Here is a 12,563-nt window from a genome sequence, read left to right as displayed (position 1 = left end):
TGTGATACGGTCTTTTTCATGACACGACAAGCTCGCATTGATGCACCGGATGCATTGCACCACATCATATGCCGTGGGATTGAGCGGGGGCAGATCTTCCTTGATGATGCCGACAGGGATCATTTTGTCCAACGGCTTGCTGCAGTTTTGTCGGAAACCTCCACAAGCTGTTTTGCCTGGGCACTCATTCCCAACCATTTCCATTTGCTTGTTCGAACGGGATCCGTGCCGATTTCGGTGGTCATGCGGCGGTTGCTGACAGGCTATTCGGTCCACTTCAACCGTCGGCATCACCGCTCTGGGCATCTGTTTCAAAACCGCTACAAATCCATCCTGTGCCAACAAGATCCATATCTCCTCGAACTTGTCCGCTACATTCACTTGAATCCTCTCCGAGCAAGAATCATCTCTGACCTGAGCCAGCTTGATCGGTATCCTTACAGTGGGCACAGTCGATTGGTGGGCACCATTGATGATGGTTGGCAGGACACAGAATCGGTGTTGATGCTTTTTGCCGAAAGTGTTCGCAGCGCTCGCACCAGATATGCTGATTTCGTAGAAAGTGGACACTCCATGGGCAGGAGGCCCGAGTTGACCGGCGGTGGTTTGGTTCGAAGTGCCGGGGGATGGAGTGCCTTGCAGGCGTTACGCCAAACCAAGGACCGCATGAAAAGTGACGAAAGGATTCTGGGAGACAGCGATTTTGTTGAATCTGCTCTTGTCGGCGCCAGAGAGGCCATGGAGCGGAAATATCGTCTCAAGAGTCTGGGATGCGATTTGGGGACGATAGTCACTCGGGTTTCGCAGTTATTTGACGTTCCGGAGACGCGAATCAAGTCTTCCGGCAAAGAACCCGACCGGGTGAAAGCCAAGAGTGTCGCAGCCTACTGGGCAGTCAAGGAGCTCGGTATGGCGGGAACTGAGGTTGGCAACGAATTGAGTTTAACTCAGTCCGCAGTCAGCAGGGCAGTCCGAAGGGGCGAGGAGATTGTCAGAGAATTCGGCCTTTCCATTATTGACGATGGAAACGCATAATTTCATGGGCGTCCCCTGCTTTTCCGTTTCATGGGAACTGTTCTCTCATTCGTAGTGGGTCCACATTCTAATGATTTTGATAACCTCATGTTCTTCGAGTACCTGATATACCAAACGATGTTGAATGTTGATTCTGCGAGAGAGGGCTCCGGCCAGGTCACCGACCAGCTTTTCGTAAGGTGGAGGATTCTGATAAGGATTTTCCCGAAGGATGTTCAGTAGAAGTTCGGCTTTTGGGCGCAAGCCTGCAGCAGATAGCTTTTTCGCATCCTTCTGCGCTTGTTTTGTGAAGACAAGCTGCCATTTCACCAGTCGACTTCCTTTGCACATTCCTCAATGGGCGTATTCAGACCTTCCCTGATAGACTCTCGCATACCGGGCATGGAGAGTAGATACACCGTTTCCTGTATGGCCCTCCAATCCTCCTCGGAGACCAGGACAGCATTGGTGCGTTTTCCGGTAATGAGGATAGGCTGATGCGAAGTTGCTGTCTCATCGATGAGACGGTAAAGCTTCGAACGAGCCTCGCTGACCGTAAGTGTCGCCATGAATTTCCTTTTCTTCCTGAACGTGATAATGCTTACGTACGCCATCACGCACGATATGTCAAGTGGTGGCGGCAGTTTCATAGGAAAGCCTGCGGGGGAAGTGGGGGACGCCCATGAAATTATGCGTTTTGTTCCCTTTTTGAGTAGCTGACTACAAAAAGACCTTGTACCCAGCTCGCAACGCTTTACCGAGCTTCCTGGCCGTCTCTTTGCCAATGGGTCGCTTACCGTTCTCCATTTCCGAGATGTGGCGCTGCGGGATACCCGTGAGCACAGAGAGCTGCTTCTGTGTCAGTCCTTCTTTGCCCCTTGCCCCAACCAGCATTGCGCCAGGGGCAGTTCATCATCATCAAAACATTCCCGCCAGGGGATCGAGTCGGAAACATCTACAAACCCCAGGGATTTGAGTGCTCCGACAGCCTCACTGCGCTTTCCTGAAGGCCCCGGGAAACGCAGTTCTATGGGTTCATTTTCCATAGGAGGCTAATTCGTGAGTGCCCGCATGGGTCACCTCCACCAATCTGATCTCTTTGTCTCTCACTTCCCAAACCGCAACGACTGTCGGTCTTTCCCTTCCCGAGATGGCAGTGATGCCGGTCGCGTCCAAGTGGACTGTAGTTTTGCCGGTTTCCTCGAACCGGGCCGTAATCCACGATCTCTTGAAGCAATACGGCAAGTCTCTGTCTTACCGGCTTAGGCAGTCGATCACCCTGCTTCTTTGCCGTTTTATCATGGGGGTTGGCCAGTTTATGAAGATGATTTCGGGCTTAGGCAGCTCACAAATAATAGGATACCAGAACTGTAGGAGCGGCTTCCAGCCGCGACATCGGAGAAGCCGCCATGCGCTTGGTCGCGGCTGGAAGCCGCTCCTACAAAGCAAGCCACCCTTTGGTAGGTTATTTCTTTGGAGTTGCCTTATGGTTCGATGATTTCCAGAAAGGCTGCCGGATGGAGAATTTCAATTCCCTGGTAGGCGCCCAAGTCCTTCAGGTGATGATCGCCGGAGACGACATAGTCGGCGTTCCCTTCCACGGCGCACGCCAAGAAAATATTGTCAGAGGGATCCTCTTGGATGGCATCGATTTTTATTTTCGCGGGTACCGGGATGGAGATCCGGGTGAGCTGCTCCAGGAAACTTTCCACTGTATCCAGTGAAAGGTTTCTTCTTTCCAGGAGTTTTCTGATTTTGGGGTATCGGAGTACCCGCAAATGCTCCCGAATGGTGTCGGTCGAAAATACCAGCTCAAGACGGCCTACCCTTGCCAACTGGAGAATTTGCGCCGCCGTACCGCCGGGAGAAAGGATGGCGCTCACCAAGACATTGGTATCCAGCACCACCCTCATTGGTTTTTTCTGACCGCTTTCACGGCCTCATCAGCCAATTCCTCGACCTCCCGGGGATCTTGATCCTTCATTTCCGTCCAAATCTCATCCAGCATAGCCCAAGCTTTTTGCCTGGCTTCAGCGGTCGCTGCCGACTTTTCTTTTTCAGGGCTTACCACCTCAACCGGTCGGATCACAATTTTGCCATTCTCCACATCTGCTTGGACGTAATCCCCTACTGCCAGCCGCAATTTTTCCCGCAAAGCAGCGGGAATGGTCAACTGAAAATGGCGCTTTACCTTGATGAGCTCCATTTCGTTCATCTCCCGGGCGATTTTTGATTCGCGTTGTATCTGCTTTCATAAAATTTGAATTTCATAATTTCATTTATATGATTACGTTAGCACGGAACAACGATTTGTCAAATCCACAATAAATTTTCTATGATGGGATGGTCGCCGCGGGATACCCGTAAGCTTAGAGAGCTGCTTCTGTGTCAGTCCTTCTTTGCCCCTTGCCCCCACCAGCATTGCGCCAGGGGTCAGTTCATCATCATCAGATGGCAGTGATGCCGGTCCCTTCCATTTAAAACTACCCCTCAGCAAAGGCTTAATTTCAGGCTGCTGCCGAACGACCAGTGCGCGTCATCCGATGGCGCGATTCAATCCGGTCTCCGGGAAGGCGGCGGCTCATATCCCAGCCAAAGGTCGGAAAGGTCGAGCTCTACTGCAGTGAAGGGTTCCGCCGTCACCTTGTCGTCGTCCCCATACACGCGGAGCAGCACCCACCTGCCGGAGTCGAGCTCGAACACGTCCAGGGTCCTGACCAGGGGGTCGACAAGCCACAGGTGACGCACGCCGTGCGCCGCGTAGAGCGGCATTTTCCTGGATTTGTCCACCCGGACGGTGCCCGGTGAGAGGATTTCACAGATCCAGTCGGGCACGACGGCGATCCAGTTGGTCTCTTCCGCCTGGGGAAACCGCTCCCTGCGCCATCCCGCAAGATCGGGAACCAGGATGTTCTCCCCCAGTGCGATCTCCGGTTCGATGAGGATGATCCAACCGCCGGGACCGCCACCCCGCCCGAACTGGTAGGGCGGCGCCACCAACGCGCCCAGGGAAGAGCCTGCGTACAGGTGCTTCCTGGAGGGTCTGGGGGTGACGATCAGCTCCCCGTCGATGATCTCACCTGTTGCATTGTCAGGGAGACCATACAGGTCCTCGTACGTTGCCGACTTTCCCGCAGGGTCCGACATCTCAAACCTCCACAAACAGGGGGGTGATTCCCGAGGCTCCGTTCGCCGCCACGAGCCACAACGCCATATTTTTTATTATGGTCTATTTGGTGAATCAACTCAAGATTTTGGAGATCTCCTTTCAGGGCAATCGCACGAAACAGACGCTGACATGAGGCAAGAGGCAATCCATGAGTAGCAACCGGGTTTTTGTAGGAGCGGCTTCCAGCCGCGACAAAAATAAGTCGCGGCTGGAAGCCGCTCCTACAAAGAAAACGAGTCGTCCAGATCTGAGCTCTGCGGAGGTGCCAGGATTTGATGCGATTGCTCTGAATCTCCTGTTCGGTCGCCGATCAACCCGCCCATGTTTCCGGGTTGCAGAGAAGCTTTTACCCCTGTTGTGGCAGGATCTCACCACTCAACACGGAAACAGGGATCGCATGGAGATCTTCCCCGAACGGTACGACCTCTTTTCCCGTGTAGATGAGAACGCCCCTGATGAACTTGTCCCCGAGGTGCTCCCGCAGGACTCTGAGCCCTGAAAAATCCCTCGGCGACGGACTGGCTGAGAGCTTGATTTCAACCCCGACGACCTTTCCGCCGCGCCCTTCGAGGACGACATCCACCTCCTGCCCGGCCTGTGAGCGGAAATGGTAAAGCCCTACGGGCTCATCGGCCCAGGAAGCATGCTTCAACAACTCGAGAACAACGAAGTTCTCAAAAATTCTCCCGGCAATTTCACCGCCATCTCGAAACCCCGCTTCATCTATCCCGACCAGGTGACAGGCAAGTCCTGTGTCCACCATAAAGAGCTTTGGGGCCTTCACCAGACGCTTTCCAAGATTGGACGACCAAGCTGGAAGTGACTGCACAAGAAAAGTCATCTCGAGGAGCGTCATGTAGCGGGAGAGGGTGGTGTTGGGTATTCCGCTGGTCCTGGACACCTCCGACTGGTTGTGGAGGGTGGCGGCCCGGCCGGCAAGGAGCTTGAGAAGCCTCGGTACGACTGCGAGGTCATGAATTTGAGCAAGATCCCGGATATCCCGGTCGAGGATTGTCGTGATGTAGGATTCAAACCATGCCCGCCTCCGCCGATAGCCCGCCCTCCCCGCCGGCTCGGGAAAGCCACCGGCTACAATGCTCGCTGCGAGGTCAAAACCCGGGTCCGCATGGAAATGGTGCGGGAGCACTCTCTCGAAAAAAGAGTCCACAAGGTTTTCGCCGCCGCCCTTCATTTCCCCGATGGAAAGAGGCCAAAGGGTCAAGACTTCCATCCGCCCGGCCAGCGAATCTGCAACTCTCGGGAGGGTCAACACATCTGCCGACCCAGTCAAAAGATAACGTCCAGGCACACGGTTGCGATCGACATCCTCCTTGATGGCGAGGAAAAGGTCCCTTACCCTCTGAGCCTCATCGATGACCACGGGCTTTTCCATGCCTGCAATGAACGCCGTGGGGTCGGCGCTTGCGGCAGAGAGAACGCCTGCATTATCCAGGGTCACATAACGGGCCGGATAGGGTCCATTCACAATTTCCTGGACAAGAGTGCTCTTTCCTGTTTGCCTTGCGCCCCGCAGGAAAACGACAGGAGTATCCGACAAGGCGTCCAGGATATTTTGGAGGATATTTCGCCTGTACATGGTGAGATATTTACCAGGGAATGGTAAATTTGTCAAACTCTGCCAGGTTGATCCAGTGCTGTCGATTCAACGGACGGCAAAGGGACAGTGCAAAAGCTTCTAAAGAATGGCTTCAATGCCCTTGCGGCGGATCACATCCAGCAATACAAGCGCCGCGCCTTTCGGGCGCTTCACCCCACGCTCCAATTGGGACACGTAGCCGGCAGTCAAGTTCAGGTAGTGGGCAAATACCGCCTGGCTCATCTTCGCCCGCTCACGCACTGCCCGGATCTCCTCACCATTCAAAGGCTCAAGGTCCGGCCTATCCTTCACACCGAGATGGCGGATGGTAATTTTATCATACCCCGCCTCGTCCAAGAGGCCGATGCTTCGCATATCCCGAGCTGTCTCAAGCATGGCTTGAGACAACCGGCTAGTCTTTTTTGCTCCCGTTGTCATAGTGCACCTCCTGCAAAATACCTTCCTCTCAATCCTGCGCATGCAAGTCGATGGACACAGCCTTCATTCAACGGTTGACGATTGAACTGAATAAGGACTATATTCAGACCAAGAAAAGGGGGAGAGTGATGAAATTGTCCACACGGATCAAACCCATCAGTTATCTCAAGGCTCACGCAGCGGAGGTCCTCAAGACTCTCGAGGAAGAGCGCAATCCGCTTATCATCACTCAAAATGGTGAAGGGAAAGCCGTAATACAGGACTTGAGAAGCTACGAAGAAACCCAGGAAACGCTTGCATTGCTGAAAATTCTTGCTCTTGGGAACAAGCAGATTGACGAAAGCAGAGTGCAGCCGGCTTCAGTTGTGATCGACCGTTTGAGAAAAATGCGGGATGATGGCTGATGGCGTTCACGGTTCTCCTCACTGACGATGCGGCTCAGGATCTCGAGGAGCTCTACCTCCATATTGCACGGCAAGATGGTTGGCAAAAAGCCGAATACATCCTCGACCGAATAGAGAAGGCCATTGCCAGTTTTTCGGAATATCCGGAACGGGGATGCTACCCCTACGAACTTTCTTCAGTAGGCATTCGAGAATACAGAGAGATCTTTTTTAAACCCTACCGGATCATTTACCGCTTCGTGAAAGACTGTGTCCATATCTACCTCATTGCCGACGGCCGCCGCAACATGCAGAGCCTGCTGGAACGCAGACTGCTCCATGCATGACTTTGCTGAAGCAGGGGGGCAGAGGGTTTTCCTCACCAGGAGGGCTTTCAGGGATTGGATGAACCTCTTTCTGATTCTGAACCACAAAACGCACGATTTTCAGGACATAGAAATCGACCTGGGCGATCTCTGGCTGGAGGCCGGGTAAGCCCCGGGAGGGAGCTTTCCGGTGCGACTACCTGCTGTATCCCGGCAGTTCGATGGTGGAGCAGCTGTTGCCCGACCCACAGCTCCTGGTGGTGCAGGAAGGCCCGGCAGCCTGAGCCCTGGACGATCCGGAATCCCCCATGGCATAGCTGACGCGGCTGAGGACGCGCTCAAGATCCTCGCACTGGCATTCCCTGCATTTCATCTCCACTTCCTCGGAGCTGCTGGTGACGATGATTTCCTGAATATTTCCACACGCGGTACAGCGAAATTCGTAGATGGGCATTTTGAATCTCCTCGTTTTGCCAAGAAGCCTGCGGTAATGACGATGGGCGTGCCCCGAAGGACGCGGATGAATCGCATTTCTCAAAAGAGCGTTCGAACAATAACAAAGGGCGTGGACAGAGTCAATTGCCCAAAAGGAGACGTGAAATGACGGAAGGTGCATACGACCTGCATGAAGGCAACGAAGGAGGCCGAAGTCCATTTTCCAGGGCAACTCGTACGTGACTCTTGGCCCGTCCAACCGCTATAATACTCTCCACCATGAAAACCCTCTGCGCACCCACCCCCCGGCTCGCCTGCTTCGGCTGCTGCCCGCCCATTCGGCCGGCTCATTACGATCCCCTGGATTTTGCCCGGAGCCTCAGGCGCGAGCTCCTGGACAACCGGCGCCGGCTCCAGGAGGAAGGCCCCCGCTTCCGCCCCATTGTGGGGTATTCGTGCTGGGGATTGGGTTTTCTGGATCCCGAGGGGCGCCGGGCGGGGTGCATGCTGCACCCGTTCCAGAACGGCGGGAAGGAGCTGCGCGCCCTCATCGACTACGGCGACAAGTGCCGGCGCGAAAGCTGCCTGCCTTCCCGGATGTTTGCACTCCTGCCGGAAGCCGGGCAGGACTTTTGGCTTCCCATGGCAGCGGGCCTCAACACCTTTTTGTATTCCAGCCCGCGGGGGAATCCCCTGTTTCACCTCATGCTGTGGGGTCCAAGCGTCCTGGAGCCCCTCCGGAAGCTCGCCCTGGAGCGGGGGTGGACGGAAACGGAGCTCCTGCATCGCCACGGATTCCTCCTGGATTCCCTCTGGCAGCCCCAGGGGTCGCGATATCTGCTCCGACTCGTCCTGGAGCGGTTTGTGGAGGAAGAGCCGGGAACAGGTGCGCTGGAAGGTCTCTGCCGTGAGCTGTGGCAGCGCGTTGTGGCACTGCCTGAAGTGCATCATCCCAGCGCCAGTTCGCTCCGCGCCCTCGACAGGGTTTACACGCATCGGCTCCCCTTGGAGGACGACTTCAGGGATTTTTTGCGCCTGGGGCTCCAATGGGAAAAAGTTTCCCTGGAACGGGCGCAAAGCCTGGAGGAGCAGGTTGAGCAACTGGCTTGCCAAGTCGTCCGCACGGTTCGGAACTGAGCTTTTCATCTCACGCGGAGTCGCGGAGGACGTGGAGATCATGCAGGTTTTCTCCGCGTTCTCCGCGACTCCGCGTGCGTCCAAAAACTACCTGTTTATAGTGTATCTCTCTTCCGCAATGGGCTATATAGTCCGGAAGGGAATGTGCTGCGGCTCCTGGCCCAAGCAGAAGCTTACGCTGCAGACGCCCTATATGATCAATAATATCAAGAAACTGAAGGAGTGAAAAAACACCGCATGACCTCTTCCGACACCATACAGCATCAAGTGGAAGCAATGGGCTACCCGGGCAACTGGGACGTGGAAACCCTTCGAAAAAAATGGATCGAGTTCCTGGATTCCTTCATGAAGGAAAGCGGAACGGCGCTTCCCTTGAAGCGCGTTCGATACCAGATGGAGCAGAGCATCACCTACCAGGAAATCGAGAACCGGTGGGCCAGGATGGAGCCGTCGGAGCGGCTGACGGCGTGGAAGCGGCTCCTGGAATCCAGCGAGCAGGTCATCCGTGAAGTACTGCCCACCTGCGTCCAGTGCGGCGAATGCTGCCGGAAAAGCGGCCCCACCCTCCACCGGGAAGACCTGGAAATCCTGCGCCAGGAAAGGATCCCCTGGAACCGGCTCCTCACCCTGCGGCTGGGAGAGCCCGTCCGCTCCCCCATGGACGACAAGCTCGTCTTCCTGCAGGAAGAGCGCATCAAGTTCCGTGAAAAGGAGGGGACTCAGGAATGCGTCTTTTTCGACGCCATCACGGACCAGTGCACCATCTACCCCGACCGGCCTCTGCAGTGCCGCGCCCAGGCCTGCTGGGACGCCAATCAGTCCAGGGAGCTCGCCGGCCAGCCTTACCTCTCCCGGCGAGACATCCTGAACGGCGTGCAGGTGCTCCTGGACATGAGGGATGAGCACGACCGGCGCTGCTCTTTTGAACAGCTCCAGAACGCCTTCAAGCGTTTGGAGGAATCCAGGGGTGAAACCGTCGATGAAGTGCTGAAGCTCCTGGCCTACGAAGATCATTTCCGCCATTTCATCGCCGAGCAGATGAATATCCCCGAAGACACCCTGGACCTCATCCTGGGAAGGAGCTTCGTGGAAATGCTGCCCATCTTCGGCTTTCGCGTCACGGAAGAACCTGACGGGACCAAATGCCTCGTGGCGGATGAGAAGTGATGGAGTGTCGGAGGGACGCTGAGGACGCAGACGGGCGCTGATGACGCTGATAAATATTCTTGCGACAAAGTGGGTTCAGAGAAAAAGGGATAAAAAAAAGCTAACCGGAGGGGCTAGAACCGGTTAGCTTTTAGAGGAGGAAAGAGTTTTTTTCATCTGATGGCTGACTATTAGAGCAACAATGATGCCAACCTCCAAAGCCAGAGACGAATAAATATTTATCTTGCTATTTTCATTGAATTTTATTCTTTTCCGAACGGCATGAAGGGCTTCCGCCCAAATCGTTTCCAACTGCTTTTTAGCGCCAGAATCCCGCCATAATATAGACCCAAGCCATAATCCCGCCATAAAGATGCCGCCAAGGCCGAAAATCACGCCATTCGGGATGAGCCCCAAAAGGGTGCTTCAGAACTGAGCTAATGCGCCAGGATGGCCTTCAGTGCGTCCACGTCCGTCACGGGCCGGCTGCACGCATAATTTTCACACACGTAGGCCGTGGGCTTTCCGTCCACGGCGCGCAGAGGTTCCACGAAGGGCGCCAGGGCGGCGAGCTCCCGCGCCGCACCGTCCTCCTGGGGGCAGAGCATCAGGACACGGTTGGGCAGGAACCGGCCATGCACGGCGCGCAGCATTTCCTGTGTGGCGGCATCTTCGGGATTTCCCGCAATGACGATTTCGCGCGCCGGCCCCAGGGCAAAATCCAGGGCATTGAGAAACTGGGTGTAGCCGGCGGGGAAATCCCCCACCATTTCGGAAAATCTTTTCAGCAGGTCCTGGGCTCTTTCTTCCCACTCGGTATTCCCTGTCATGCGCGACAAGCGCAGCAGGTTGAGCAGCCCAACGGAATTGCTGGAGGGTAGAGCCCCGTCATAGAGGTCCTTGTCCCGAACGATGAGGGCCTCATTGTCTTCGGCCGTATAGAAAAACCCCCCTCCGTCCCTGTCCCAGAAAAGGTCCATCATCTGCCGGTGCACCTTCAGGGCCTCCTGAAAGTAGCGCAGCTCCAGGGAGGCTTCGTAGAGCTCCAGCAGGCCCCACACCAGGAACGCATGGTCGTCGGCATAGCCGCGATGGGCAACTTCGCCGTGGCGATAGCGCCGATAAAGCCGCCCCCCTTCCAGCCGCAGCGTGCTCAGGATGAAGTCCGCGGCGGCTGCGCCAGCCCGAAGATAGGCGGGCTCGCCCAGTGCCTGGTAACCCTTGGCCAGTGCGGCGATCATGAGCCCGTTCCAGGAAGTGAGAACCTTGTCGTCCTTGAGTGGATGGACTCGATGTTCGCGCGCGGCGAAAAGCTGTTGCCTGCATTGTTCGAGAAGCTCCGCCAGTTCGGCGGCGCTCATGCCGAACTGAGGGGCCATGCTCTCCAGGGAACGCGTGACGTGCGGGATGCTCGTCTTGTCCTCAAAATTTCCGTTCGGGGTAATATCGCAAAAGCGGCAGAAGATATCCCCCCGCTCGGCCCCCAGGACCTCTTTCACCTGCTCGGGCGTCCACACATAGAAGAGCCCCTCTTTGCCCTCGCTGTCGGCATCTTCGGCGGAAAAAAATCCCCCCGAGGCGTCCATCATGTCTCGAAGCACGTAAGTAAAAATCTCGCGTGCCGCCTGGGCGTATTTCACCTTGCCGGTGGCCTGAAACGCCTCCGTATAGGCCATGGCCAGGAGCGCCTGGTCATAGAGCATTTTCTCGAAGTGGGGCACCAGCCACTTTTCATCGACGGAATAGCGATGGAACCCGAAGCCCACCTGGTCGAAAATCCCCCCCGCCCGCATGGCGTCGAGCGTTTTTTCCACCATGGCGAGGGCGTCCGACTGAGGCTCCTTGCGGTGCCGGCGCAGGAGGAAGGTGAGATGATGGGGCGTGGGGAATTTGGGTGCCCCGCCGAATCCGCCCCATGTGAGATCGAAAGATCGGCTGAAATGCCGGTGAGCGCCTTCCAGTGCCTCGGGTCCCAAGACGCGCCCCGCGCCGTCCGGCTTTTTGGGCTGGATGGCATGGGTGATCTGCTCGCCCGCATTGAGAAGCCGTTCCCGATTGACGCGCCACAGTTCGGCGATTTGTGAAATGATATCCGTGAAGCCCGCCATGCCCATGCGGCCCGATTTGGGGAAATAGGTCCCGGCGAAAAAGGGTTTTTTCTCGGGGGTCATGAAGACGGAGAGGGGCCATCCTCCGCTTCCCGTGAGGGCCTGGCAGACGGTCATGTAGATCTGGTCCACATCCGGGCGCTCTTCCCGGTCCACCTTGATGCAGACGAGGTGCTCATTGAGAAGCCTGGCGACTTCCGCATCTTCGAAAGATTCGTGCGCCATCACGTGACACCAGTGGCAGGTGGCATAGCCGACCGAAAGAAAAATGGGCTTGTCTTCCTCCCTGGCCTTTGCAAAAGCCTCTTCCCCCCAAGGATACCAGTCCACGGGATTATCAGCGTGCTGCAACAAATAGGGACTCTTTTCCCGACTGAGACGGTTGGGCATAAGTGTACTCCCCTCATTTAAATTGTCTTGGTGGAAGCCTCGGGGTGGATGAAGGGGCAGGAGACGGAAGCTCCTCCCCCCCTCAGGTCGTTTCAGTTCAGGAAGAAGAATGAAGCGGGGATCCAGCGATGTGAACCTTCAACACCGCTGACGGTCAGGGAGTAGCACTTCCCCCCGTTGTTTCGATGGTGCACTTGGTGAAGTCGATCTCTTGCTTGCAACCCGAACAGATATGGGGTTTATCGAATTCATCCGAAAAAATTTCTTTTTCTTTACCGCAGTTAGGGCACTTACACACAAAAGAGCTCAACGTCTTGAATCTTTCCATGCCAGGGCAATGTGCAGGTGTATTGGCCATGATTTCCTCCGTCGATGATAGTTTGTCTCAGTTCAAGTGCACTCCGGTACACTTCCATTATA

At 55.7% G+C, this 12,563-nt stretch carries 19 protein-coding genes; 7 read left to right on the top strand and 12 right to left on the bottom strand.

Annotation, left to right across the window (positions count from 1 at the left end):
* Positions 1 to 18 precede the first annotated feature (18 nt).
* Positions 19 to 1,035: a transposase gene (locus tag MWC30_RS13970; RefSeq protein WP_244084812.1), complete on the top strand. Its 1,017-nt coding sequence runs from the start codon at positions 19 to 21 to the stop codon at positions 1,033 to 1,035.
* 45 nt (positions 1,036 to 1,080) lie between these two features.
* On the opposite strand, the gene MWC30_RS13965 is transcribed toward MWC30_RS13970, so the two are convergent.
* The 9 genes from MWC30_RS13965 to MWC30_RS13930 form a co-directional block, all read right to left on the bottom strand.
* Complete coding sequence (locus MWC30_RS13965; RefSeq protein WP_244084811.1) at positions 1,081 to 1,344, bottom strand: Txe/YoeB family addiction module toxin; 264 nt, start codon at positions 1,342 to 1,344, stop codon at positions 1,081 to 1,083.
* On the bottom strand, positions 1,341 to 1,583 hold the full coding sequence (locus MWC30_RS13960; protein WP_244084810.1) for a type II toxin-antitoxin system Phd/YefM family antitoxin: 243 nt from the start codon (positions 1,581 to 1,583) through the stop codon (positions 1,341 to 1,343). The genes MWC30_RS13965 and MWC30_RS13960 overlap by 4 nt, the downstream gene beginning before the upstream one ends.
* Positions 1,584 to 1,734: 151 nt before the next feature.
* A complete protein-coding gene (locus MWC30_RS23005) occupies positions 1,735 to 1,908 on the bottom strand; it encodes a transcriptional regulator (protein ID WP_368860855.1) in 174 nt (57 codons plus the stop codon).
* Entirely contained in the window at positions 1,875 to 2,060 is a 186-nt protein-coding gene (locus MWC30_RS13955) for a hypothetical protein (RefSeq protein WP_244084809.1), read from the bottom strand. Before MWC30_RS13955 ends, MWC30_RS23005 begins: the two co-directional genes overlap by 34 nt.
* 438 nt (positions 2,061 to 2,498) lie before the next feature.
* Positions 2,499 to 2,927, bottom strand: coding sequence for a putative toxin-antitoxin system toxin component, PIN family (locus MWC30_RS13950; RefSeq protein WP_244084808.1), 429 nt, complete (start codon positions 2,925 to 2,927; stop codon positions 2,499 to 2,501).
* The gene (locus tag MWC30_RS13945) at positions 2,924 to 3,220 is read right to left on the bottom strand and encodes an AbrB/MazE/SpoVT family DNA-binding domain-containing protein (RefSeq protein WP_244084807.1); all 297 of its coding nucleotides are present in this window, start codon (positions 3,218 to 3,220) and stop codon (positions 2,924 to 2,926) included. The genes MWC30_RS13950 and MWC30_RS13945 overlap by 4 nt, the downstream gene beginning before the upstream one ends.
* A 347-nt stretch (positions 3,221 to 3,567) precedes the next feature.
* Positions 3,568 to 4,161: a Uma2 family endonuclease gene (locus tag MWC30_RS13940; protein ID WP_244084806.1), complete on the bottom strand. Its 594-nt coding sequence runs from the start codon at positions 4,159 to 4,161 to the stop codon at positions 3,568 to 3,570.
* Between the two features lie 368 nt (positions 4,162 to 4,529).
* Entirely contained in the window at positions 4,530 to 5,780 is a 1,251-nt protein-coding gene (locus MWC30_RS13935) for an ATP-binding protein (RefSeq protein ID WP_244084805.1), read from the bottom strand.
* Between the two features lie 99 nt (positions 5,781 to 5,879).
* Positions 5,880 to 6,218 carry a DNA-binding transcriptional regulator gene (locus tag MWC30_RS13930; RefSeq protein WP_244084804.1) on the bottom strand — a complete coding sequence of 113 codons (339 nt, stop codon included), beginning with the start codon at positions 6,216 to 6,218 and terminating at the stop codon, positions 5,880 to 5,882.
* 128 nt (positions 6,219 to 6,346) lie between these two features.
* Between MWC30_RS13930 and MWC30_RS13925 the strand changes: the two genes are divergently transcribed.
* Genes MWC30_RS13925 through MWC30_RS13915 form a run of 3 tightly spaced genes read left to right on the top strand, consistent with a single transcriptional unit; the run spans position 6,347 to position 7,096 of the window.
* Positions 6,347 to 6,622, top strand: a complete 276-nt coding sequence (locus tag MWC30_RS13925) for a type II toxin-antitoxin system Phd/YefM family antitoxin (RefSeq protein ID WP_244084803.1) — start codon at positions 6,347 to 6,349, stop codon at positions 6,620 to 6,622.
* The gene (locus MWC30_RS13920) at positions 6,622 to 6,948 is read left to right on the top strand and encodes a type II toxin-antitoxin system RelE/ParE family toxin (RefSeq protein ID WP_244084802.1); all 327 of its coding nucleotides are present in this window, start codon (positions 6,622 to 6,624) and stop codon (positions 6,946 to 6,948) included. The genes MWC30_RS13925 and MWC30_RS13920 overlap by 1 nt, the downstream gene beginning before the upstream one ends.
* Positions 6,941 to 7,096 carry a hypothetical protein gene (locus tag MWC30_RS13915; protein WP_244084801.1) on the top strand — a complete coding sequence of 52 codons (156 nt, stop codon included), beginning with the start codon at positions 6,941 to 6,943 and terminating at the stop codon, positions 7,094 to 7,096. The genes MWC30_RS13920 and MWC30_RS13915 overlap by 8 nt, the downstream gene beginning before the upstream one ends.
* 27 nt (positions 7,097 to 7,123) lie before the next feature.
* Here MWC30_RS13915 and MWC30_RS13910 read toward each other — a convergent pair whose 3' ends face one another.
* Positions 7,124 to 7,381, bottom strand: coding sequence for a zinc ribbon domain-containing protein (locus MWC30_RS13910; RefSeq protein WP_244084800.1), 258 nt, complete (start codon positions 7,379 to 7,381; stop codon positions 7,124 to 7,126).
* A 260-nt stretch (positions 7,382 to 7,641) separates the two neighbouring features.
* On the opposite strand from MWC30_RS13910, the gene MWC30_RS13905 reads away from it, so the two are divergent.
* Genes MWC30_RS13905 through MWC30_RS13895 form a run of 3 tightly spaced genes read left to right on the top strand, consistent with a single transcriptional unit; the run spans position 7,642 to position 9,666 of the window.
* Entirely contained in the window at positions 7,642 to 8,499 is an 858-nt protein-coding gene (locus MWC30_RS13905; protein ID WP_244084799.1) for a hypothetical protein, read from the top strand.
* Positions 8,456 to 8,725 (top strand): hypothetical protein, encoded by a 270-nt coding sequence (locus tag MWC30_RS13900; protein ID WP_244084798.1) that lies wholly within the window; start codon positions 8,456 to 8,458, stop codon positions 8,723 to 8,725. The genes MWC30_RS13905 and MWC30_RS13900 overlap by 44 nt, the downstream gene beginning before the upstream one ends.
* Positions 8,726 to 8,736: 11 nt before the next feature.
* Positions 8,737 to 9,666: a YkgJ family cysteine cluster protein gene (locus MWC30_RS13895; RefSeq protein ID WP_244084797.1), complete on the top strand. Its 930-nt coding sequence runs from the start codon at positions 8,737 to 8,739 to the stop codon at positions 9,664 to 9,666.
* Positions 9,667 to 9,789: 123 nt separating this feature from the next.
* Here the strand turns inward: MWC30_RS13895 and MWC30_RS13890 are convergent, their stop codons facing one another.
* Complete coding sequence (locus tag MWC30_RS13890; RefSeq protein WP_244084796.1) at positions 9,790 to 10,062, bottom strand: hypothetical protein; 273 nt, start codon at positions 10,060 to 10,062, stop codon at positions 9,790 to 9,792.
* 20 nt (positions 10,063 to 10,082) lie between these two features.
* Positions 10,083 to 12,143 carry a thioredoxin domain-containing protein gene (locus tag MWC30_RS13885; RefSeq protein WP_244084795.1) on the bottom strand — a complete coding sequence of 687 codons (2,061 nt, stop codon included), beginning with the start codon at positions 12,141 to 12,143 and terminating at the stop codon, positions 10,083 to 10,085.
* Positions 12,144 to 12,563: the final 420 nt, after the last annotated feature.

Source organism: Desulforhabdus sp. TSK (assembly GCF_022836495.1).
Lineage (GTDB): Bacteria > Desulfobacterota > Syntrophobacteria > Syntrophobacterales > Syntrophobacteraceae > Desulforhabdus.
This window is presented reverse-complemented; position numbering and strand designations above follow the sequence as displayed.

What these genes read in the sequence shown, in the direction of transcription:
- MWC30_RS13920 (WP_244084802.1), top strand. Translation starts at nt 6,622, where the DNA reads ATGGCGTTCACGGTTCTCCTCACTGACGATGCGGCTCAGGATCTCGAG.
- MWC30_RS13905 (WP_244084799.1), top strand. Translation starts at nt 7,642, where the DNA reads ATGAAAACCCTCTGCGCACCCACCCCCCGGCTCGCCTGCTTCGGCTGC.
- MWC30_RS13945 (WP_244084807.1), bottom strand. Translation starts at nt 3,220, where the DNA reads ATGGAGCTCATCAAGGTAAAGCGCCATTTTCAGTTGACCATTCCCGCT.
- MWC30_RS13960 (WP_244084810.1), bottom strand. Translation starts at nt 1,583, where the DNA reads ATGGCGACACTTACGGTCAGCGAGGCTCGTTCGAAGCTTTACCGTCTC.
- MWC30_RS13940 (WP_244084806.1), bottom strand. Translation starts at nt 4,161, where the DNA reads ATGTCGGACCCTGCGGGAAAGTCGGCAACGTACGAGGACCTGTATGGT.
- MWC30_RS13970 (WP_244084812.1), top strand. Translation starts at nt 19, where the DNA reads ATGACACGACAAGCTCGCATTGATGCACCGGATGCATTGCACCACATC.
- MWC30_RS13935 (WP_244084805.1), bottom strand. Translation starts at nt 5,780, where the DNA reads ATGTACAGGCGAAATATCCTCCAAAATATCCTGGACGCCTTGTCGGAT.
- MWC30_RS13925 (WP_244084803.1), top strand. Translation starts at nt 6,347, where the DNA reads ATGAAATTGTCCACACGGATCAAACCCATCAGTTATCTCAAGGCTCAC.
- MWC30_RS13950 (WP_244084808.1), bottom strand. Translation starts at nt 2,927, where the DNA reads ATGAGGGTGGTGCTGGATACCAATGTCTTGGTGAGCGCCATCCTTTCT.
- MWC30_RS23005 (WP_368860855.1), bottom strand. Translation starts at nt 1,908, where the DNA reads ATGCTGGTTGGGGCAAGGGGCAAAGAAGGACTGACACAGAAGCAGCTC.
- MWC30_RS13930 (WP_244084804.1), bottom strand. Translation starts at nt 6,218, where the DNA reads ATGACAACGGGAGCAAAAAAGACTAGCCGGTTGTCTCAAGCCATGCTT.
- MWC30_RS13955 (WP_244084809.1), bottom strand. Translation starts at nt 2,060, where the DNA reads ATGGAAAATGAACCCATAGAACTGCGTTTCCCGGGGCCTTCAGGAAAG.
- MWC30_RS13910 (WP_244084800.1), bottom strand. Translation starts at nt 7,381, where the DNA reads ATGCCCATCTACGAATTTCGCTGTACCGCGTGTGGAAATATTCAGGAA.
- MWC30_RS13885 (WP_244084795.1), bottom strand. Translation starts at nt 12,143, where the DNA reads ATGCCCAACCGTCTCAGTCGGGAAAAGAGTCCCTATTTGTTGCAGCAC.
- MWC30_RS13915 (WP_244084801.1), top strand. Translation starts at nt 6,941, where the DNA reads ATGCATGACTTTGCTGAAGCAGGGGGGCAGAGGGTTTTCCTCACCAGG.
- MWC30_RS13895 (WP_244084797.1), top strand. Translation starts at nt 8,737, where the DNA reads ATGACCTCTTCCGACACCATACAGCATCAAGTGGAAGCAATGGGCTAC.